This is a genomic window from Burkholderia sp. AU45251 (assembly GCF_030482905.1).
Lineage (GTDB): Bacteria > Pseudomonadota > Gammaproteobacteria > Burkholderiales > Burkholderiaceae > Burkholderia > Burkholderia aenigmatica.
On sequence record NZ_JAUJQH010000030.1, the window covers coordinates 55,118 to 75,058 of the forward strand.

Genomic DNA, 19,941 nt, shown 5'->3' on the forward strand with positions numbered 1-19,941 from the left:
CGGGCCGGTTTTTTCATGTTGCGTGGCGAACGTCAGTTGCGGTTGCCGCCGAAGATGCCGAGCAGCGCGAGCAGGTTCGTGAACACGTTGTACAGGTCGAGGTAGATCGCGAGCGTGGCCGAGATGTAGTTCGTCTCGCCGCCGTTCACGACGCGCTGGACGTCGAACAGCATGTACGCGGAGAAGATCGCGATCGCGAGTACCGACACGGTGAGCATCAGCGCCGGGAGTTGCAGGAAGATGTTCGCGACCGAGGCGAGCAGGATCACGATCACGCCCATGAACAGCCACTTGCCGAGCCCCGAGAAGTCGCGCTTGCTGACGGTGGCGATCGTCGCCATCGCGGCGAAGATGATGCCGGTGCCGCCGAACGCGAGCATGATCAGCGACGGGCCGTTCGAGAAGCCGAGGATGAAGCTCAGCAGCCGCGACAGCATCAGGCCCATGAAGAACGTGAAGCCGAGCAGCACGAACACGCCGGCCGCGCTGTTTTTCGTCCGCTCGATCGCGAACATGAAGCCGAACGCGATCGCGAAGAACGCGAGCAGGCTCATCATCGGGCTCGTGGCCGCGAACAGCGAGAAGCCCGTCGCGACGCCGACCCAGGCGCCCAGCACGGTCGGCACCATCGACAGCGCGAGCAGCCAGTACGTGTTCCGCAGCACGCGGTTGCGAACCTCGGCGGTGCTGACGGAACCGCCGCGGCCGAAATTGTACGGATAGTCGTTCATGGTTTCTCCTAACATTGAACGCATGGGCGTCCGGGGCCGGTTCGGCGCGCGCGGTGTGCGGCGCAGCAAACCGGAGCAGCTATGGCTAAGATACGTTCCGTGCCGGGAGGTTTCAATGGCCGGGCGGCACAAAACATATGGATTCTGAACCTTTCATGCGTGTAAGGGTTCAATCGCAATGATACACGGGATCGTGCTACAATAGCGGATTCATTTGAACCTGTAACTTCTTAATTTTTTGGAGTTTTTATGGCAATCGAGCGCACCCTGTCGATCATCAAGCCGGATGCGGTGGCAAAGAACGTGATCGGCCAGATCTACAGCCGTTTCGAAGGCGCCGGCCTGAAGATCGTCGCATCGCGCATGGCACACCTGTCGCGTGCTGACGCAGAGAAGTTCTACGCGGTTCACGCAGCGCGTCCGTTCTTCAAGGACCTCGTCGATTTCATGATCTCGGGCCCGGTGATGATCCAGGTTCTGGAAGGTGAAGGCGCGATCCTGAAGAACCGCGACCTGATGGGCGCGACGGATCCGAAGAAGGCAGAAAAGGGCACGATCCGCGCCGACTTCGCCGACAGCATCGACGCGAACGCCGTTCACGGCTCGGACGCTGCTGAAACGGCAGCGGTCGAAGTCGCGTTCTTCTTCCCGGAAATGAACGTTTACTCGCGCTAAGCCCTGGCTGGCAGCAAGTAGGCAGGATTCAGCGCACGCGGCAAGGCAGCACATCATGACGAGCGAAACTTCCGTCAATCTTCTCGACTTCGATGCCGAGGGTCTTGTCGCGTACTGCGGCAGCCTCGGCGAGAAGCCGTTCCGCGCCAAGCAGTTGCAGCGCTGGATCCATCAGTACAACGCTGGCGATTTCGACGGCATGACCGACCTCGCGAAGTCCTTGAGAGAAAAACTCAAGGGCCGCGCGTCGATCGGCATGCCCGAGATCGCCAGCGATCACGTTTCCGCCGACGGCACGCGCAAGTGGCTGATCGACGTCGGAAACGGCAATGCGGTCGAAACCGTGTTCATCCCGGAAGAGACGCGCGGCACGCTGTGCGTGTCGTCGCAGGCCGGGTGTGCGGTCAACTGCCGCTTCTGTTCGACGGGCAAGCAGGGCTTTTCCCGCAACCTGTCGACAGCCGAAATCATCGGCCAGCTACGGATGGCCGAATTTGCGTTGCGAGCGTCGCTGGGCCGCGCGCCCGGCCCGAACGGCAAGGCCGAACGGGTCGTCACCAACGTGGTGATGATGGGCATGGGCGAGCCGCTGCTGAATTACAGCGCGGTCGTGCCGGCGATGCGGTTGATGCTCGACGACAACGCGTACGGCCTGTCGCGCCGCCGCGTCACGCTGTCGACGTCCGGCGTGGTGCCGATGATGGATCGTCTCGGCGCCGAGCTGCCGGTCGCGCTGGCCGTTTCGCTGCACGCGCCGAACGATGCGCTGCGCGACGAGCTGGTGCCGCTCAACAAGAAGTATCCGCTGCGCGAGCTCATGGCCGCTTGCCAGCGTTATCTGAAAGTCGCACCGCGCGACTTCATTACTTTCGAATACTGCATGCTGGACGGCGTCAACGACACCGAAGCGCATGCGCGCGAACTGCTGGCCGTCACGCGCGACGTGCCGTGCAAGTTCAATCTGATCCCGTTCAATCCGTTTCCGGAATCGGGCCTCATCCGCTCGAAGCCGGAGCAGATCAAGCGCTTTGCACAGGTTCTCCTCGACGCGGGTGTCGTCACGACCGTGCGCAAGACGCGCGGCGACGACATCGATGCCGCGTGCGGCCAGCTGGCCGGCGCAGTGAAGGACCGCACGCGCCTCGCGGAACGAACGGGTGTGGCAGGGAAAATCATCGAAGTTCGGTCGGTTTGACATGGACGCCTGGCCGGGGATGCCAGGACCTTTTGGCGGTACAACACGCGAATAGCGATCGGTCGCGGCGCCTCGGCGTCGCGCATGGTATGGACAGTTGCGGGTGCTGCCGGCAGGAACCGGCGGCGGCCGCCAGTGAAGAAGAATCGACGCGAGGACAAGGATGAGTGAGCCGCAGCCGTCTAACGGCGCAGAGACGAATGGCGCGAAGCCGGCACCGGCAGGGTTGGAATCGCTTGCGGCGGTCGGCAGCCGGCTGGCGCAGCTTCGGGAGGCGAGGGGTTGGACCGTCGACGACGTGTCGGCGCGACTCAAGGTCGCACCGCCGAAGCTTCGGGCGCTCGAGGCTGGCGACATCAGCCATTTGCCCGGCGTGACGTTTGCGCTCGGCGTCGTGCGTAGCTACGCGAAGATGCTCGGCGTCGATCCGGAACCGTTCGCGCAGGCGTTGCGCCGTGAGCGCGGGGTGCCGGAAGTCGACCTGTCGATGCCCGCGTCGTCGGGGACGGATCTGCCGCGCGGTCGCGTGTCGATTCCGCTGGGCGGGTCGTCGCGGCATCACCCGTGGCTGTGGGGCACGGCGATCGTCGTCGTCGCGGTGGTTGCGGTACTGATGTGGCACACTGGCGGCGATTCGGCCAGCCTGCTTGCGCGTTTCAAGAGCGGCGACGCGGAGCATGCGTCGGCCGCGAGCGTACCGGGGGCATCCTCGTCGTCAGTCGAAGAGGCGGCATCGAGCGGTGCGTCTGCCGTGGTCGCGAATGAGGTTTCGGCCCCGGCTGCTGCTTCTGCCGCCCCGGCGCCGGTCGTTGCGTCGGCTGCTCCGGCACCTGCGCCCGTGGCGCCGGTCGTGACGGCGGCTGCATCGCAGCCCGTCGTGGCAACGACGGCGGCCAGCGCCGCCGCGCCGGCCCAGCCGGCGAGTGTCGTGGTGGCGGCCGGCCAGTCGATGATCGAGCTGAAGGTCAAGCAGGACAGCTGGTTCAGCGTGCGCGACAAGAGCGGCAAGGAGCTGTTCTCCGGGCTGGTGCACGGCGGCGAGGCGAAGCAGGTCGCTGGCGACGGGCCGTTCAAGGTCACGATCGGCAACAAGGCAGGCCTCGATACGGTTGCGTTCGACGGAAAACCTGTCGATCCGGCAAAATATTCGGCAGCGCGGGGTAATGTGGCGCGGTTCACGTTGCCCTGACGTCAAGCGCCGTGGCGAAGGCCTGTCGTCGATATCGGCAGGCCGTGAGGGCACGGCGCTTTTTCAATTCATGCGCCGCGCCGCGGCGCATTCCGCGTAAATGGATCTATCGATGCAATCCGAAGCTCAATCCCCACGCAGCAGTCAGATTTGTTCAACCGAGCCGGTGTTCGGCGGGCATCAGCCGCGCCGCGTATCGCATGCGGTGGATGTCCGTTGGGGCGGGCAGCTCGTGACGATCGGCGGCGACGCGCCGGTGCGCGTGCAGTCGATGACGAATACCGACACGGCCGACGCGATCGGCACGGCAATCCAGATCAAGGATCTCGCGAATGCGGGCTCCGAACTGGTGCGCATCACGGTCAACACGCCCGAGGCCGCGGCCGCCGTGCCGGCGATCCGCGAGCAGCTCGACCGGATGGGCGTGACGGTGCCGCTCGTCGGCGATTTCCACTACAACGGCCACCTGCTGCTGCGCGACTACCCGGGCTGCGCGGAGTCGCTGTCGAAGTACCGGATCAACCCGGGCAACGTCGGCCAGGGCGCGAAGCGCGACACGCAGTTCGCGCTGATGATCGAAGCGGCCGCCAAGTACGACAAGGCGGTGCGGATCGGCGTGAACTGGGGCAGCCTCGACCAGGATCTGCTCGCGCGCATGATGGACGAGAACGGCGCGCGTGCGCAGCCGTGGGATGCGCAGAGCGTGATGTACGAGGCGCTGATCCAGTCGGCGATCGGCTCGGCCGAACGTGCGGTCGAACTGGGCCTCGGCCGCGACCGCATCGTGCTGTCGTGCAAGGTCAGCGGCGTGCAGGACCTGATCGCCGTGTACCGCGAGCTCGGCCGCCGCTGCGGCTTCGCGCTGCACCTCGGGCTGACCGAGGCGGGCATGGGCTCGAAGGGCATCGTCGCGTCGACGGCCGCGCTCGGCGTGCTGCTGCAGGAAGGGATCGGCGACACGATCCGCATCTCGCTGACGCCGGAACCGGGCGCGCCGCGCACGGGCGAGGTGATCGTCGGCCAGGAAATCCTGCAGACGATGGGCCTGCGCTCGTTCGCGCCGATGGTCATCGCGTGCCCGGGCTGCGGCCGCACGACGAGCACGCTGTTCCAGGAACTCGCGATGCAGATCCAGACCTACCTGCGCGAGCAGATGCCGGTCTGGCGCAAGGAATATCCGGGCGTCGAGAAAATGAACGTCGCGGTGATGGGCTGCATCGTCAACGGCCCGGGCGAATCGAAGCACGCGAACATCGGCATCAGCCTGCCGGGCTCGGGCGAAAACCCGGCCGCACCCGTCTTCATCGACGGCGAGAAGGTCAAGACGCTGCGCGGCGAGCGGATCGCCGAGGAATTCCAGCAGATCGTCAGCGACTACGTCGCACGCAATTACGGCCGCGCTGAGGCCACGAACTAATTCGTCCACACACACGATGACTGAACAAAAACGCAAGATCGAGAAGCTCACCGGCGTCAAGGGCATGAACGACATCCTCCCGCAGGATGCCGGCCTTTGGGAGTTCTTCGAAGCCACCGTGAAATCGCTGCTGCGCGCATACGGTTACCAGAACATCCGCACGCCGATCGTCGAGCACACGCAGCTCTTCACGCGCGGCATCGGTGAGGTCACCGACATCGTCGAGAAGGAGATGTACAGCTTCACCGACGCGCTGAACGGCGAGAACCTGACGATGCGCCCGGAAAACACCGCGGCGGTCGTGCGCGCGTCGATCGAGCACAACATGCTGTACGACGGCCCGAAGCGCCTGTGGTACATCGGCCCGATGTTCCGTCACGAGCGTCCGCAGCGCGGCCGCTATCGCCAGTTCCACCAGGTCGGCGTCGAGGCGCTCGGCTTTGCGGGTCCCGATGCGGATGCCGAGATCATCATGATGTGCCAGCGCCTGTGGGACGACCTCGGCCTGACCGGCATCAAGCTCGAGATCAACTCGCTCGGCCTCGCCGAAGAGCGTGCCGCGCACCGCGTCGAACTGATCAAGTACCTCGAGCAGTTCGCCGACGTGCTCGACGAGGATGCGAAGCGTCGCCTGTATACGAACCCGCTGCGCGTGCTCGATACGAAGAACCCCGCGCTGCAGGAAATCGCGCAGAACGCGCCGAAGCTGATCGACTTCCTCGGCGACGAATCGCGCGCGCACTTCGAAGGGCTGCAGCGCCTGCTGCTCGCGAACAACATCCCGTTCAAGATCAACCCGCGTCTCGTACGTGGTCTGGACTACTACAACCTGACCGTGTTCGAGTGGGTCACCGACAAGCTCGGCGCGCAGGGCACGGTTGCGGCCGGTGGTCGCTACGATCCGCTGATCGAGCAGCTCGGCGGCAAGCCGACCGCCGCGTGCGGCTGGGCGATGGGTATCGAGCGGATCCTCGAACTGCTGAAGGAAGAGGATCTTGCGCCCAAGCAGGAAGGTGTCGACGTGTACGTCGTGCACCAGGGCGAGACCGCACGTGAACAGGCGTTCATCGCGGCCGAGCGCCTGCGCGATACGGGCCTCGACGTGATCTTCCACTGCAGCGCCGACGGTGCGCCGGCCAGCTTCAAGTCGCAAATGAAGCGAGCCGACGCAAGCGGTGCCGCGTTCGCGGTGATCTTCGGCGAAGAAGAGGTTGCGAACGGGACGGTGGGCGTGAAAGCGCTGCGCGGTGCGGGCGGAGATGGGGAAAAGAACGTTCAGCAGACCGTACCGGTAGAAGGCTTGACCGAATTCCTAATCAATGCGATGGTTGCATCCGCCGAAGACGGCGACGACTGATCGCGCTGGCATCCGCTCGACAAGAAAGGCCTGAACAGGAAGGAATCGCTCGCCGATGAGTTATCACGACGAACAAGAATCGATTGAAAGTCTCAAGGCGTGGTGGGCCCGCTGGGGTAACCTCACCACGTGGATCGTGCTCGCGGCGCTCGTCGTCGCGGCCGGTTTCAACGGCTGGAACTACTGGCAGCGCCGTCAGGCTGCCGAGGCGTCCGGGCTGTACGAGCAGGTCCAGAAGGCCGCCGCCGCGAACGACAAGGCGACGATGGCCCGCGCGGCCGCCGACATGGAAGACAAGTTCGGCAGCACGCCGTATGCGCAGATGACGGCGCTCTCCGCCGCGAAGACGTTGTACGCGGCCGGCGACGCGGCAGGTGCGAAGGCGCAGTTGCAATGGGCCGTCGATCACGCCAAGGATGACGAGTACAAGCAGATCGCGAAGCTGCGTCTCGCGGCGCTGCTGCTCGACGAGAAGGCGTACGACGCGGGCCTCGCGCTGCTGTCGGGTACGCCGGTCGATGCATTCAAGGGCCTCGTGGCCGATCGCCGTGGCGATCTGCTTGCTGCGCAAGGCAAGACCGACGATGCGCGCGCGGCTTACAAGCTTGCGCTCGACGGCCTGTCGAAGGACGACCAGTCTGCGCGCCAGCTCGTTCAGTTCAAGCTGGACGCGCTCGGCGGCTGAACCCTGGTCCCCTCAACCTCTTAACTCTGCTTCGCTAACCGATGAATTTGCTGAAACGTTACGCTGTGCCCGTTGCCTGCGCGGCGGCTGTCCTCGCATTGGCGGCCTGCTCGTCGACGAAGGATGCGCGCCGCGTGCCGACGCCGCTCACCGAGTTCAAGCCCCAGATGGACGTGCAACAGGTCTGGAAGGCGGGCGTCGGCAAGGGCGGGCGCTACCTGTTCTCGCCGGTGGCCGTTGGCGACGCCGTCTATGCGGCGGGCGAAAACGGTTCGGTCGAGAAGATCGACGCGAAGACGGGCCAGACGCTCTGGCGCGCGAAGGTCGGGTCCGACCTGTCGGCCGGTGTCGGCAGCGACGGCAACCTGACCGCGGTCGGCGCGCTGAAGGGCGGCGTGTTCGTGCTGGGCCCGGACGGCAAGCAACTGTGGAAGACCAGCGTGCAGGGCGAGATCTTCTCGCCGCCGCTCGTCGGCAACGGCCTTGTAGTCATCCGCACGATCGATGGCCAGGTGATCGCGTTCAACGCGCAGACGGGCGAGCAGAAGTGGAACTACCGCAACCGCGCGGTGCCGCTGAACCTGCGCGTGTCGGCCGGCATGACGTTCGCGGGTGACGCGGCGGTGCTGGCGGGCTTCCCGGGCGGCGGGCTGGTCGCAATCAACCTGCAGACGGGTGAGCCGTTCTGGCAGACGCCGGTGTCGTTTCCGAAGGGCGTGACCGAGGTCGAACGCATCAACGACGTCAGCGGTCCGCCGACGCTCGTGGGCGCGGAAGCCTGCGCGGTGACGTTCCAGGGGCAGCTCGGCTGCTTCGATGCAAACTCGGGCCGCCCGCTGTGGGAAAAGGCGTTCTCGAGCCGCAGCGGTCTCGCGCAGGATGATTCGGTGGTCGCCGGCGGCGACGACTGGTCGGTCGTGACGGCGTACGACGCCGCTTCGGGCAACGAGCTGTGGCGCAACGACAAGCTGAAGAGCCGTGACGTCGGCGTGCCGTATCTGCTCGGGCACGCGGTCGTGATGGGCGATTACAAGGGCTTCGTACACTTCCTGTCGCGCGAAGACGGCAGCTTCATCGCACGGATGAAGACCGACGGCAGCGCGATTACGGCGGCGCCGGTCCTCGCGGGCAATACGCTCGTCGTGCAAACGAAGGACGGCGGCCTGTACGGATTCCGTCCGCGCTGACGCGCAGGAAACATGCGCGGCCGTGGTGTGACGGGCTTTGTCCCGCGCACCGCGGCCGCGCGATTTGAAGGCGGCCGGTGCTCCCGGCCGCTCGGTATTTGAAAGGCAGTTCGAGACGAAAGACGACGGCGCGCAACGCGCGCCAGGCGCGCGCATCCGGCGCGGCGCGAATTCGTGATATTTTCATTCAGCGCAGCCGCCCGCAGCAGCGGGCCTCCCGCTGCTGCGCTTCACCGTAGAAAACACAGATGAAACCGGTCATTGCCCTCGTTGGGCGCCCCAATGTGGGGAAATCCACGCTGTTCAACCGGCTCACACGCTCGCGTGATGCGCTGGTTGCCGACTTGCCGGGCCTGACGCGCGATCGCCATTACGGCGAAGGGCGCGTCGGCGAGCGGCCGTACCTGGTCGTCGATACGGGCGGCTTCGAGCCCGTCGCGAAGGACGGCATCCTGCACGAGATGGCGCGCCAGACGCGGCAGGCCGTCGAGGAAGCCGACGTCGTCGTGTTCATCGTCGACGGCCGCAACGGGCTCGCGCCGCAGGACAAGTCGATCGCCGACTACCTGCGCAAGACCGGCCGGCCGATCTTCCTCGTCGTCAACAAGGCCGAGGGGATGAAGTACACGGCGGTCGCGACGGACTTCTACGAGCTCGGGCTCGGCGATCCGCGCGCGATCTCGGCTGCGCATGGCGACGGCGTCACCGACATGATCAACGAGGCGCTGGATGTCGCGTATGCGGACCGTCCGGAGGAAGAGGACGAGAACGACCCGTCGCGCGGCATCAAGATCGCGATCGTCGGCCGCCCGAACGTCGGCAAGTCGACGCTCGTGAACGCGCTGATCGGCGAGGATCGCGTGATCGCGTTCGACATGCCGGGCACGACGCGCGATTCGATCTACGTCGACTTCGAACGTAACGGCAAGAAATACACGCTGATCGATACGGCCGGCTTGCGCCGCCGTGGCAAGGTGTTCGAGGCGATCGAGAAATTCTCGGTCGTGAAGACGCTGCAGTCGATCTCCGACGCGAACGTCGTCATTCTTCTGCTGGATGCGCAGCAGGACATTTCCGACCAGGACGCGCACATCGCCGGCTTCGTCGTCGAACAGGGCCGCGCGCTCGTGATCGGCGTCAACAAGTGGGACGGGCTCGACGAGCATGCGCGCGAACGCGCGAAAGCGGATTTGACCCGCAAGCTGAAATTCCTCGACTTCGCGAAATCGCACTTCATTTCGGCCACGAAGAAGACGGGCATCGGCACGCTGATGCGCTCGGTCGACGACGCATACGCTGCGGCGATGGCGAAGCTGCCGACGCCGAAGCTCACGCGCGCGCTGATCGAGGCGGTCGAGTTCCAGCAGCCGCGCCGTCGCGGCCCGGTGCGTCCGAAGCTGCGCTACGCGCACCAGGGCGGCCAGAATCCGCCGATCATCGTGATCCACGGTAACGCGCTCGACGCCGTGACGGAAACGTACAAGCGTTACCTGGAAAACCGGTTCCGCGAAACTTTCTCACTGACAGGGACTCCATTGCGCATAGAGTTCCGTTCGTCGAACAATCCGTACGCGGACAAGAGCTGAAGACGCCTGTTTCACGCGTCCCGCAAGGGGTTGGCCGCAAGGCCTACGCCCCGGGCGGGCCAGGCAAAATCGGCTATAGTGTAGCGATTGGCGCCGGATCTCTTTTTCTTCGCCGCCAATCCAGATCAACCTGCAAAAAAAGATGGAGTACGCCATGAGCAACAAAGGGCAATTGTTACAAGACCCGTTTTTGAACGCACTGCGCAAAGAGCACGTTCCCGTTTCGATCTACCTCGTTAACGGCATCAAGCTTCAAGGGAACATTGAATCGTTCGACCAGTACGTCGTGTTGCTCCGTAATACGGTGACCCAGATGGTGTACAAGCACGCCATCTCGACGGTCGTGCCGGCGCGCCCGGTGAATTTCCACCCGGACGCGGAAGCCTCGTCCTAACCTATCGCAGCGGCCGGCATCCGGTCGCCGCGAGCGACCGATGCCAGCCGCCTTATCTTGACACCTGAAAATTTGATCAACGCAGCGCTCGTCGGCATTGATTTCGGCAAGACCGATTTCGAAGCCAGTCTCGAAGAACTCAGTCTTCTCGCCTCCAGCGCCGGGGCCCGTCCCGCCGTCACCCTCACAGGCCGTCGCGCCAGTCCCGATGCCAAGATGTTCATCGGCAGCGGCAAGGCCGAAGAACTCCGGCTCGCCTGCGACGCGCACAACGTCGAAATTGTCATCTTCAACCACGCACTGGCGCCAGCCCAGCAACGTAATCTGGAGCAGGCACTTAACAGGCGTGTGGTCGATCGCACCAGCCTCATCCTCGACATCTTTGCGCAGCGCGCCCGCAGCCACGAAGGCAAGCTGCAGGTCGAACTCGCACAGCTTCAGTATCTGTCGACGCGACTCATTCGCGCATGGACCCACCTTGAACGTCAGAAGGGCGGTATTGGCCTGCGCGGCCCGGGTGAAACGCAGCTCGAAACCGACCGCCGACTGATCGGCGAGCGCATCAAGATGCTGAAGTCGCGGCTCGACCGGCTGCGCCGGCAACACAGTACGCAACGCCGGCAGCGTGCGCGCAGCGGCACGATGTCGGTGTCGCTCGTCGGCTATACGAACGCGGGCAAATCGACGCTGTTCAATGCGCTGACGAAAGCGCAGGCATATGCGGCCGATCAGCTGTTCGCTACGCTCGACACGACGTCGCGTCGCGTGTACCTCGGCGACGAGGTCGGCCAGATCGTCGTGTCGGATACGGTCGGGTTCATCCGCGAGTTGCCTCACCAACTGGTCGCCGCATTCCGCGCGACCCTCGAGGAAACGATCCACGCGGATCTGCTGCTGCACGTGGTCGATGCGTCGAGCGCGGTCAGGCTTGAACAGATCGAGCAGGTCAACGGCGTGCTGCACGAGATCGGCGCGGACACGATCCGGCAGGTGCTGGTATTCAACAAGATCGACGCCGTGCCTGAGCTGGCGGCCCGCGGCGACGCGGTCGAGCGGGACGAGTATGGTAATATTTCGCGCGTCTTTTTGAGCGCGCGCACCGGTCAGGGTCTTGACGCGTTGCGTGCCGCCATCGCCGAAATCGCCTCCGCGGAACACCTTTCCAGCGCGACGTTACCCAACGGCGCGTTCGACGGCGCTCCCGCTGAACCACACGAAGACCACACGATTTCCGAACACGGGCGCTAACCGGTCCCGGCCGGTTCGCCGGCGTCTAATCTGGTGAACAAACTCTGGTGAACGAATACAACGAACGGAGTACCTGGCGGCGGATGCGCGCCTTGCTGTCGATCAACGATCCCCGCTGGGGACGCGGCGAAGGCAATGGCAAGGATGGATCCCGTCCCCGTGCGAACGAATCGAAGCGGCCGCAAGGCGGCGACGGCGATGGCCCGCCCGATCTCGACGAGATGTGGCGCAACTTCAACCGGCGCCTGAACGGCCTTTTCGGCGGCAAGGGCGGCAACGGTTTCCGTCCTGACAACGGGCGAGCCGCGCGAGTCGGCGTCGGCATCGTGATCGGCGTGCTGGTCGCGGTCTACGCGGGCAGCGGGCTGTTCGTCGTGCAGGACGGCCAGACGGGCGTCGTGCTGCAACTCGGCAAGCTGTCGGGCACGGTCGGTCAGGGCGTGCACTGGCGCGCGCCGTATCCGTTCGCGTCGCATGAAATCGTCGATACGTCGCAGGTCCGCTCGATCGAGATCGGCCGCAACAACGTCGTGCGTCTCGCGAACGTGAAGGAAGCGGCGATGCTGACGCGCGATGCCGATATCGTCGACGTGCGTTTCATCGTCCAGTACCGGATCCGTTCCGCGACCGATTACCTGTTCCGCAGCGTCGATCCCGAGCGCAGCGTCTCGCAGGCCGCCCAGGCCGCGGTACGCGCGATCGTCGGTACGCGCAGCGCGGCCGACGTGCTGAACCAGGACCGCGACGCGCTGCGCGAGCAGCTGTCCACCGCGATCCAGCGCGATCTCGATCGCTACCAGTCGGGGCTCGAGGTGACGGCCGTCACGATGCAAAGCGTGGCGGCGCCCGAGCAGACGCAGGCCGCGTACGGCGAAGTCGCGAAGGCGCGCGACGAGCGCGAGGCCGCGAAGCGTGCTGCACAGGCGTATGCAAGCGACCTGCTGCCGAAGGCGCAGGGCGATGCCGCGAAGCTCGTCGACGAAGCGAAGGCGTATGCCGATCGCGTGGTCACGGAAGCCGAAGGCGATGCCGATCGCTTCAAGCAGGTCTATGCGCAGTACTCGAAGGCGCCCGCGGTGATCCGCGAGCGGATGTATCTCGAGACAATGCAGGAAATCTATTCGAACGCGACGAAGGTGTTCGTCGGCAACAAGGGCGGCAACAGCGTCGTGTATCTGCCGCTCGACAAGCTCGTCGAGCAGGGGCGGCAAAACGCCGCGGCGTCCACTGGCGCATCCGCGCCCGATGCGGCGTCGGCACCGGCGGCCGTCGCGCCGGCTACAGCGGCACCCGCGAGTGCGGCGTCGGCAGCGTCGGGCAACGACGTGCTGCGATCGCGCGAAGCGTTTCGCAGCCGGTCGCGCGAAGACGATCTGAAGTAACGGGGAGCGCAGAACATGAACCGAATCATTGCGCTCGTCGTCGCAATCGTGATCGTTGCCTTCGCGGCATCGTCGACCGTCCTTACCGTCGATCCGCGCCACACGGCCGTGCTGTCGGGGCGCGACGGCGCGCAGCCCGAGCTGGCTGGCCCCGGCATCCATTTCAAGTTGCCGCCGCCGCTGCAGACGGCCACGCTGATCGACACGCGCCTGCAATCGCGCGAGTCGTCGGATCCGCTGCAACTGGCAACGGAAGACAAGCACGACTTGCTCGTCGCCTATGCGGTGAAATACCGGATCAGCGATCCGATGAAGTATTTCACGGCGACGGGTGGCGACCCGGCGGCAGCCGGCGAACGTCTGGCCGGCGCGCTGAAGAGCGCACTCGGCGACGCGTTCGGCAAGCGCGCGCTCGACGACGCGCTCGGCGGCCAGCGTGCGATCGCCGATGCGGCCCGCGACGAAGTGAAGGCGAAGGCGTCCGGGTTCGGCGTCGACGTGGTCGACGTCCAGCTGATGCGCGTCGACTTGCCTGCCGCGCAAACCGACGCCGTCTATCAGCGGATGATCGGCGCGCTGCGCGATCAGGCGGCGCAGGTGCGTGCGCAAGGCGCGGCCGACGTCGAGCAGATCAAGGCCGATGCCGAACGCGAACAGCAGGCCGTGCTCGCGAACGCGTACAAGTCCGCGCAGACGATCAAGGGCGAGGGCGATGCGAAGGCTGCGACGATTGCCGCCGACGCGTTCGGTCGCGATCCGCAGTTCTATCAGTTCTACGCGAGCCTGCAGGCTTACCGGAACACGTTCAAGCGCAACGACATCATCGTCGTCGATCCCGACAGCGAGTTCTTCCGCTTCATGCGCAGCCCGACGGGCGGTGCCGCACCGGCGGCGCCTGCTCCCCGCAAACACTGACCTTGGGGCGCCGCGTCGAGCGGCGCCGTCGCTCGCATGGACCTGGCTGGCTCGTTGTTGCTCGCAGTAGCGCTGATGCTGATCATCGAGGGGGCGTTCCCCTTCGTGTTTCCCGTCGCCTGGCGCGACACGTTTCGTAGAATAGCTGAGCGGCCGCCGCATCATATCCGGATCGGCGGGCTGATCGTGATGGTGCTCGGGCTCGTACTGCTGCTGCTCGCGACCTGACCGGACACCCGATCCGGACGGCGCATCCGCCGTTCGTCCCGCCCGAATTCAGAATTTCCGATTCACATCGCGGCGCGCGTGTCGCGCGCTGTTTCCCGTCGTAGGACCGTACCGATGTCGACCTGGTTACTTCCCGAGAATATCGCCGACGTACTGCCGTCGGAAGCGCGCAAGATCGAGGAGCTGCGCCGCAGGCTGCTCGACCGCTTCCGTTCGTATGGCTACGAAATGGTGATGCCGCCGCTGCTCGAGTATCTCGAGTCGCTGCTGACGAGCGGCGGCGCCGACTTGCGCCTGCGCACCTTCAAGCTGGTCGACCAGATGTCGGGCCGCACGCTCGGCCTGCGCGCCGACATCACGCCGCAGGTCGCGCGGATCGACGCGCACCTATTGAACCGTCAGGGCGTGACGCGCCTCTGCTATGCGGGCCACGTGATGCATACGCGTCCGCGCGGCCTGCACGCGACGCGCGAGCAGATCCAGATCGGCGCCGAAATCTACGGGCATGGCGGGCTGGAAGCCGACCTCGAGATCCAGCAACTGATGCTCGACGCGCTGCATCTCGCGGGGCTGTCGCGCATCCGTCTCGACCTCGGCCACGCGGGTGTGCTCGCGGCACTGCTGGCGCGCGACGCGCAGGCTGCCGAGCGCGGCGAGTCGCTGTACGACGCGCTGTCGGGCAAGGACGTGCCGCTGCTGAACGAACTCACCGACGATCTCGGCGCCGATACGCGCGCCGCGCTGCGCGCGCTGCCGCATCTCTATGGCGATGCGAGCGTGCTCGCCGAGGCACGCGCGCGGTTGCCGGTGCTGCCCGAAATCACGCGGGCGCTCGACGATCTGGCGCAACTCGCGGCGCAGGCGAAGGGTGTCGAAGTGGCGATCGATCTCGGCGACCTGCGCGGCTACGCGTACCACAGCGGTGCGATGTTCAGCGCCTACATCGATGGCGTGCCGAACGCGATCGCGCGGGGCGGCCGGTACGACCACGTCGGCCAGGCGTACGGCCGTGCCCGTCCGGCTACGGGCTTCTCGCTCGACCTGCGCGAGCTTGCGCGAATCTCGCCGGTCGAGGCGCGCGGCACCGCGATTCTCGCGCCGTGGGCACAGGACGACGCACTGAGCGCGGCCGTTGCCGCGCTGCGCGATGCGGGTGAAGTCGTGATCCAGGCGCTGCCGGGCCACGATCATGTGCTCGACGAGTTTGCCTGCGACCGTTCGCTCGTCGAGCGCAACGGTGCATGGGTGGTCGAACCCCGATAAACAGGCGTTCGCGGGACGTGCTTCGGCGTGCATATCGTTGAAGCGAAACGGAAAAATTCGGAATCGCCCGCGAACATAGGTAGAATACGTTTTTAACCAGCTAACGAATCAACATGTCTGCCAGCGCAGTGAACGTGACTCCCGGGCGCAATGTCGTCGTCGTGGGAACGCAATGGGGTGATGAAGGCAAGGGCAAGATCGTCGACTGGCTGACGGACCACGCTCAGGGCGTCGTGCGTTTCCAGGGCGGTCACAACGCCGGCCACACCCTCATCATCGGCGGCAAGAAAACGATCTTGCGCCTCATTCCGTCGGGCATCATGCGTGAAGGCGTCGCCTGCTACATCGGCAACGGCGTCGTCCTGTCCCCCGAAGCACTGTTCAAGGAAATCGGCGAGTTGGAAGAAGCCGGCGTGAACGTGCGCGACCGTCTGTTCATTTCCGAAGCCACGACGCTGATCCTGCCGTACCACATCGCGATCGACCAGGCGCGCGAAGCGCGCAAGGGCGCGGGCAAGATCGGCACGACGGGCCGCGGCATCGGCCCCGCGTACGAAGACAAGGTCGGCCGCCGCGCGCTGCGCGTGCAGGACCTGTTCGACGCGAAGACCTTCGCCGACCGCCTGCGCGAAAACCTCGATTTCCACAACTTCGTGCTGACCCAGTACCTGGGCGCCGCGGCCGTCGATTTCCAGGCCACGCTCGACACGATGCTCGGTTATGCCGATCGCCTGAAGCCGATGGTGGCCGACGTGTCGCGCCGCCTGTACGACGCGAACAATGCGGGCCAGAACCTGCTGTTCGAAGGCGCGCAAGGCACGCTGCTCGACATCGATCACGGCACCTATCCGTTCGTCACGTCGAGCAACTGCGTCGCAGGTGCGGCGTCGGCTGGCGCAGGCGTCGGTCCGCAGAAGCTCAACTACATCCTCGGCATCACGAAGGCCTATTGCACGCGCGTCGGCTCGGGCCCGTTCCCGAGCGAACTGTACGATGCGGACAATCCGCAGCGTCAGGAGCAGGTCGGCGTCACGCTCGCGAACGTCGGCAAGGAATTCGGTTCGGTCACCGGCCGTCCGCGCCGCACGGGCTGGCTCGACGCGGCCGCGCTGCGCCGCTCGATCCAGATCAACGGCGTGTCGGGCCTGTGCATGACGAAGCTCGACGTGCTCGACGGCCTCGATGAAGTCAAGCTGTGCGTCGGCTACAAGATCGACGGCAAGGATGCGGACATCCTGCCGCGCGGCGCCGCCGACGTGGCGCGTTGCGAGCCTGTCTACGAAACGTTTGCAGGCTGGAAGGAAAGCACGGTCGGTATCAAGACGTGGGAAGCACTGCCGGCGAATGCGCAGGCTTACCTGACCCGCGTCCAGGAAGTGGCTGGCGTGCCGGTCGACATGGTGTCGACGGGCCCGGACCGCGACGAAACGATCCTGCTCCGCCATCCGTTCAAGGTGTAATTTCCAGATGACGCAGCAAATCACGATGACGGCGGCAGACTTGATGACTGATCCGCGCAACGACGACAAGAACCTGTGGGTAGGCTGGGACGAGTATCACCGTCTCATCGAGCTGCTCGCGCTCCAGGTTCATGCATCGGGCTGGAAGTTCGACCAGATCCTGTGCCTCGCGCGCGGCGGCCTGCGTGTCGGCGATCAACTGTCGCGCATCTACGACGTGCCGCTCGCGATTCTCGCGACGAGTTCGTACCGGGAAGCGGCCGGCACGGAGCAGGGCGATCTCGACATCGCGCAGTACATCACGATGACGCGCGGCAACCTGGCGGGCAACGTGCTGCTGGTCGACGATCTCGTCGATTCGGGTGTCACGCTCGCTCGCGTGCAGGAGCACCTGAAGGAGCGCTATCCGTCGGTGACGGCCGTGCGTTCGGCCGTGCTCTGGTACAAGGGGTGCTCGAAGGTCAAGCCCGACTATCACACGCAGTTTCTGCCGACGAATCCGTGGATTCATCAGCCGTTCGAGGAGTGGGACACGGTTCGCCCGCACAACCTCGAGGCGTGGATCAAGCGCGGTCGCGCACAGCGCGACGGTTCGGGCGCGTAAGCGGCCGGCCGATCGAAGGAAAGCCTTGTACGGCGCCGCTTGCGGCGCCGTTTTTCATTGGGGCGACATGCGCGCCGGCGCTGCGCGCGCCGCGGATCCGGTAGGCAGACGGCGCTGCCGCGGCTATGATTGGCAGCCCTGCCACAGCTTGCGCGGGATTGCATGCGCAGCGTCGATTACGTGGTTCCACGGCAACAGAGCAGGGCGGCGTTTCACGGGGGCGCGAGTAGAATAGCGCTCGTTTTGTCCGACCCGGACCCGATTATTACGCTTCATATGAACGACACGATCCAAGCGACCGACGCAGCACACGCGCCGCATTCGACGCAACAACACTCGATGCGGGCGCTAGCGATAGCAGCCATCGGCGTCGTGTTCGGCGATATCGGCACCAGCCCGCTGTATTCGCTCAAGGAGGCGTTCAGCCCCGCACACGGCATTCCGCTCACCGAAGGATCGATTCTCGGCGTGATCTCGCTGCTGTTCTGGGCAATCATCCTGGTGGTCGGCATCAAGTACCTGCTGTTCGTGATGCGGGCCGACAACAACGGCGAAGGCGGCGTGCTCGCGCTGATGGCGCTGTCGTTGCGGCCGCTCAACTCGAAATCCCGTGTGACGGGCGCACTGATGGCGCTCGGCATCTTCGGCGCCTGCATGTTCTACGGCGACGCGGTGATCACGCCGGCGATTTCGGTGATGTCGGCGGTCGAGGGTCTTGAAATCGCGACGCCGCACCTGTCCCACCTCGTACTGCCGATCACGATCGTGATCCTGATCGCGCTGTTCTGGATCCAGCGTCACGGCACCGCACTGGTCGGCAAGCTGTTCGGCCCGATCATGGTGGTGTGGTTCGTCGTGATCGCGGCGCTCGGTGTGTATCACATCGCGCGGGTGCCGGGCATCATGGCGGCCATCAATCCGTATTACGCGGCGTCGTTCATGGCCGATCACCTGCTGCAGGCCTACGTCGTGCTCGGCTCGGTCGTGCTGGTGCTGACGGGCGCGGAAGCGCTCTACGCGGACATGGGCCACTTCGGCGCGAAGCCGATCCGGATAGCCGCCTACGGGCTCGTGATGCCGTCGCTCGTGCTGAACTACTTCGGCCAGGGCGCGCTGCTGATCCAGAACCCGAAGGCGATCGAGAACCCGTTCTTCCTGCTGGCACCCGAATGGGGGCTGCTGCCGCTCGTCGTGCTGTCGACGGTCGCGACCGTCATTGCGTCGCAGGCGGTGATCTCGGGCGCGTATTCGCTGACGTCGCAGGCTATCCAGCTCGGCTACGTGCCGCGCATGAAGGTGCTGCATACGTCGGAACTCGCGATCGGCCAGATCTACGTGCCGGTCGTGAACTGGCTGCTGCTGTTCGTGATCCTCTGCATCGTCATCGGCTTCAAGAGCTCCGACAACCTCGCGGCCGCGTATGGCATCGCGGTGACGGCGACGATGGTGATCACGACCGTGCTCGCCGCGGTCGTGATGGTGAAGGTGTGGAACTGGAACCGGCTGCTGGTCGGCGCGATCATCGCGGTGTTCCTCGCGGTCGACCTCGGCTTCTTCGGCGCGAACCTGCTGAAGGTCGCGCAGGGCGGCTGGCTGCCGCTCGGCATCGGCGCGCTGCTGTTCTTCCTGCTGATGACCTGGTACAAGGGGCGTCACATCGTCAAGGAGCGCACGGCGGCCGACGGTATCCCGCTCGAGCCGTTCCTGCAGGGGCTGCTCGCGCATCCGCCGCACCGCGTGTCGGGCACCGCGATCTACCTGACCGGCAACGACAAGCTTGTGCCCGTCAGCCTGCTGCACAACCTGAAGCACAACAAGGTGCTGCACGAGCGAACCATTTTCCTCACGTTCGTCACGCGCGACATTCCGTACGTGCGCGACGACAAGCGCCAGACCTCGCGCGATGCGGGCGGCGGGCTGTACATCGTCAAGGCCGAGTACGGCTTCAACGAGACGCCGGACGTGAAGGCGGTGCTCGAGGAATTCGGCCGCACGCACGACATGACGTTCGAGCTGATGGATACGTCGTTCTTCCTCGCGCGCGAAACGGTCGTGCCGACGCATCTGCCCGGGATGTCGATCTGGCGCGAGCGCGTGTTCGCGTGGATGCACCAGAATGCCGCGAAGCCGACCGACTTCTTCTCGATCCCGGCGAACCGCGTGGTCGAACTCGGCACGAAGATCGAGATCTGACGTGCGGTGTGGTGCGCGGGCCGTCCGGCCGCGCACCGTGTTCGCTGCAGTGTCAAGTCCTGGAATAGGTTGACAGTATCCAGACGCTAAAACGCCCGATGCACTGCATCGGGCGTTTTGTATTTCAGGGCGGCATGTGGCCGCTCGTGGTTGTAGATGCGCACCGACTGTTCGACCATCTTGGCAGCCTGTTCAAGGTCAGCGGGACGCTGCAGCAGGAACTCCCCCTTGA

The 19,941-nt window shown here is 65.2% G+C and carries 19 protein-coding genes; 17 read left to right on the forward strand and 2 right to left on the reverse strand.

Translation table 11 applies throughout. The features are described 5' to 3' along the window. Positions 1-32: 32 nt before the first annotated feature. Positions 33-731 carry a Bax inhibitor-1/YccA family protein gene (locus QZM67_RS34830; RefSeq protein ID WP_006761414.1) on the reverse strand — a complete coding sequence of 233 codons (699 nt, stop codon included), beginning with the start codon at positions 729-731 and terminating at the stop codon, positions 33-35. A 249-nt stretch (positions 732-980) separates the two neighbouring features. Here QZM67_RS34830 and ndk point away from each other — a divergent pair, with 249 nt between their 5' ends. The 17 genes from ndk to QZM67_RS34915 all read left to right on the forward strand — a co-directional run bounded on the left by ndk (position 981) and on the right by QZM67_RS34915 (position 19,709). Continuing rightward, entirely contained in the window at positions 981-1,406 is a 426-nt protein-coding gene (ndk, locus tag QZM67_RS34835) for a nucleoside-diphosphate kinase (RefSeq protein WP_011352265.1), read from the forward strand. Positions 1,407-1,461: 55 nt separating this feature from the next. Next, positions 1,462-2,601, forward strand: a complete 1,140-nt coding sequence (rlmN, locus tag QZM67_RS34840; RefSeq protein ID WP_043188276.1) for a 23S rRNA (adenine(2503)-C(2))-methyltransferase RlmN — start codon at positions 1,462-1,464, stop codon at positions 2,599-2,601. Positions 2,602-2,764: 163 nt separating this feature from the next. Further along, on the forward strand, positions 2,765-3,790 hold the full coding sequence (locus QZM67_RS34845; protein ID WP_301810455.1) for a helix-turn-helix domain-containing protein: 1,026 nt from the start codon (positions 2,765-2,767) through the stop codon (positions 3,788-3,790). A 112-nt stretch (positions 3,791-3,902) separates the two neighbouring features. Beyond that, complete coding sequence (gene ispG / locus QZM67_RS34850; protein WP_043188280.1) at positions 3,903-5,207, forward strand: flavodoxin-dependent (E)-4-hydroxy-3-methylbut-2-enyl-diphosphate synthase; 1,305 nt, start codon at positions 3,903-3,905, stop codon at positions 5,205-5,207. A gap of 16 nt (positions 5,208-5,223) precedes the next feature. Then, positions 5,224-6,564 (forward strand): histidine--tRNA ligase, encoded by a 1,341-nt coding sequence (gene hisS, locus QZM67_RS34855; protein ID WP_301810459.1) that lies wholly within the window; start codon positions 5,224-5,226, stop codon positions 6,562-6,564. A 55-nt stretch (positions 6,565-6,619) separates the two neighbouring features. Beyond that, entirely contained in the window at positions 6,620-7,249 is a 630-nt protein-coding gene (locus tag QZM67_RS34860; RefSeq protein ID WP_043188288.1) for a tetratricopeptide repeat protein, read from the forward strand. 41 nt (positions 7,250-7,290) lie between these two features. Continuing rightward, a complete protein-coding gene (gene bamB, locus QZM67_RS34865; protein WP_175021145.1) occupies positions 7,291-8,436 on the forward strand; it encodes an outer membrane protein assembly factor BamB in 1,146 nt (381 codons plus the stop codon). Positions 8,437-8,684: 248 nt separating this feature from the next. Further along, the gene (gene der, locus QZM67_RS34870; RefSeq protein ID WP_051890220.1) at positions 8,685-10,022 is read left to right on the forward strand and encodes a ribosome biogenesis GTPase Der; all 1,338 of its coding nucleotides are present in this window, start codon (positions 8,685-8,687) and stop codon (positions 10,020-10,022) included. 154 nt (positions 10,023-10,176) lie between these two features. Further along, positions 10,177-10,416: an RNA chaperone Hfq gene (hfq, locus tag QZM67_RS34875; protein ID WP_006399927.1), complete on the forward strand. Its 240-nt coding sequence runs from the start codon at positions 10,177-10,179 to the stop codon at positions 10,414-10,416. Between the two features lie 72 nt (positions 10,417-10,488). Continuing rightward, positions 10,489-11,664, forward strand: coding sequence for a GTPase HflX (gene hflX / locus QZM67_RS34880; RefSeq protein WP_175021157.1), 1,176 nt, complete (start codon positions 10,489-10,491; stop codon positions 11,662-11,664). Positions 11,665-11,711: 47 nt separating this feature from the next. Further along, a complete protein-coding gene (gene hflK / locus QZM67_RS34885) occupies positions 11,712-13,046 on the forward strand; it encodes an FtsH protease activity modulator HflK (RefSeq protein WP_301810463.1) in 1,335 nt (444 codons plus the stop codon). A 15-nt stretch (positions 13,047-13,061) separates the two neighbouring features. Continuing rightward, complete coding sequence (hflC, locus tag QZM67_RS34890; protein ID WP_301810466.1) at positions 13,062-13,961, forward strand: protease modulator HflC; 900 nt, start codon at positions 13,062-13,064, stop codon at positions 13,959-13,961. A gap of 36 nt (positions 13,962-13,997) precedes the next feature. Continuing rightward, on the forward strand, positions 13,998-14,189 hold the full coding sequence (locus QZM67_RS34895; RefSeq protein ID WP_006478685.1) for a DUF2065 domain-containing protein: 192 nt from the start codon (positions 13,998-14,000) through the stop codon (positions 14,187-14,189). 114 nt (positions 14,190-14,303) lie between these two features. After that, positions 14,304-15,452 (forward strand): ATP phosphoribosyltransferase regulatory subunit, encoded by a 1,149-nt coding sequence (locus tag QZM67_RS34900; RefSeq protein ID WP_122945545.1) that lies wholly within the window; start codon positions 14,304-14,306, stop codon positions 15,450-15,452. 113 nt (positions 15,453-15,565) lie between these two features. Then, positions 15,566-16,912 carry an adenylosuccinate synthase gene (locus QZM67_RS34905; RefSeq protein ID WP_043188303.1) on the forward strand — a complete coding sequence of 449 codons (1,347 nt, stop codon included), beginning with the start codon at positions 15,566-15,568 and terminating at the stop codon, positions 16,910-16,912. 7 nt (positions 16,913-16,919) lie between these two features. Continuing rightward, a complete protein-coding gene (locus tag QZM67_RS34910) occupies positions 16,920-17,516 on the forward strand; it encodes a phosphoribosyltransferase (protein WP_011352251.1) in 597 nt (198 codons plus the stop codon). Positions 17,517-17,792: 276 nt separating this feature from the next. Continuing rightward, positions 17,793-19,709 carry a potassium transporter Kup gene (locus QZM67_RS34915; RefSeq protein WP_089450607.1) on the forward strand — a complete coding sequence of 639 codons (1,917 nt, stop codon included), beginning with the start codon at positions 17,793-17,795 and terminating at the stop codon, positions 19,707-19,709. Positions 19,710-19,795: 86 nt separating this feature from the next. Here QZM67_RS34915 and QZM67_RS34920 read toward each other — a convergent pair. Beyond that, a partial coding sequence (locus QZM67_RS34920; RefSeq protein ID WP_301810472.1) for an integrase core domain-containing protein occupies positions 19,796-19,941 on the reverse strand: 146 nt, incomplete at its 5' end.

Coding starts and splice junctions, on each gene's coding strand:
- QZM67_RS34830 (WP_006761414.1), bottom strand. CDS start 731: ATGAACGACTATCCGTACAATTTCGGCCGCGGCGGTTCCGTCAGCACC.
- ndk (WP_011352265.1), top strand. CDS start 981: ATGGCAATCGAGCGCACCCTGTCGATCATCAAGCCGGATGCGGTGGCA.
- rlmN (WP_043188276.1), top strand. CDS start 1,462: ATGACGAGCGAAACTTCCGTCAATCTTCTCGACTTCGATGCCGAGGGT.
- QZM67_RS34845 (WP_301810455.1), top strand. CDS start 2,765: ATGAGTGAGCCGCAGCCGTCTAACGGCGCAGAGACGAATGGCGCGAAG.
- ispG (WP_043188280.1), top strand. CDS start 3,903: ATGCAATCCGAAGCTCAATCCCCACGCAGCAGTCAGATTTGTTCAACC.
- hisS (WP_301810459.1), top strand. CDS start 5,224: ATGACTGAACAAAAACGCAAGATCGAGAAGCTCACCGGCGTCAAGGGC.
- QZM67_RS34860 (WP_043188288.1), top strand. CDS start 6,620: ATGAGTTATCACGACGAACAAGAATCGATTGAAAGTCTCAAGGCGTGG.
- bamB (WP_175021145.1), top strand. CDS start 7,291: ATGAATTTGCTGAAACGTTACGCTGTGCCCGTTGCCTGCGCGGCGGCT.
- der (WP_051890220.1), top strand. CDS start 8,685: ATGAAACCGGTCATTGCCCTCGTTGGGCGCCCCAATGTGGGGAAATCC.
- hfq (WP_006399927.1), top strand. CDS start 10,177: ATGAGCAACAAAGGGCAATTGTTACAAGACCCGTTTTTGAACGCACTG.
- hflC (WP_301810466.1), top strand. CDS start 13,062: ATGAACCGAATCATTGCGCTCGTCGTCGCAATCGTGATCGTTGCCTTC.
- QZM67_RS34895 (WP_006478685.1), top strand. CDS start 13,998: ATGGACCTGGCTGGCTCGTTGTTGCTCGCAGTAGCGCTGATGCTGATC.
- QZM67_RS34900 (WP_122945545.1), top strand. CDS start 14,304: ATGTCGACCTGGTTACTTCCCGAGAATATCGCCGACGTACTGCCGTCG.
- QZM67_RS34905 (WP_043188303.1), top strand. CDS start 15,566: ATGTCTGCCAGCGCAGTGAACGTGACTCCCGGGCGCAATGTCGTCGTC.
- QZM67_RS34910 (WP_011352251.1), top strand. CDS start 16,920: ATGACGCAGCAAATCACGATGACGGCGGCAGACTTGATGACTGATCCG.
- QZM67_RS34915 (WP_089450607.1), top strand. CDS start 17,793: ATGAACGACACGATCCAAGCGACCGACGCAGCACACGCGCCGCATTCG.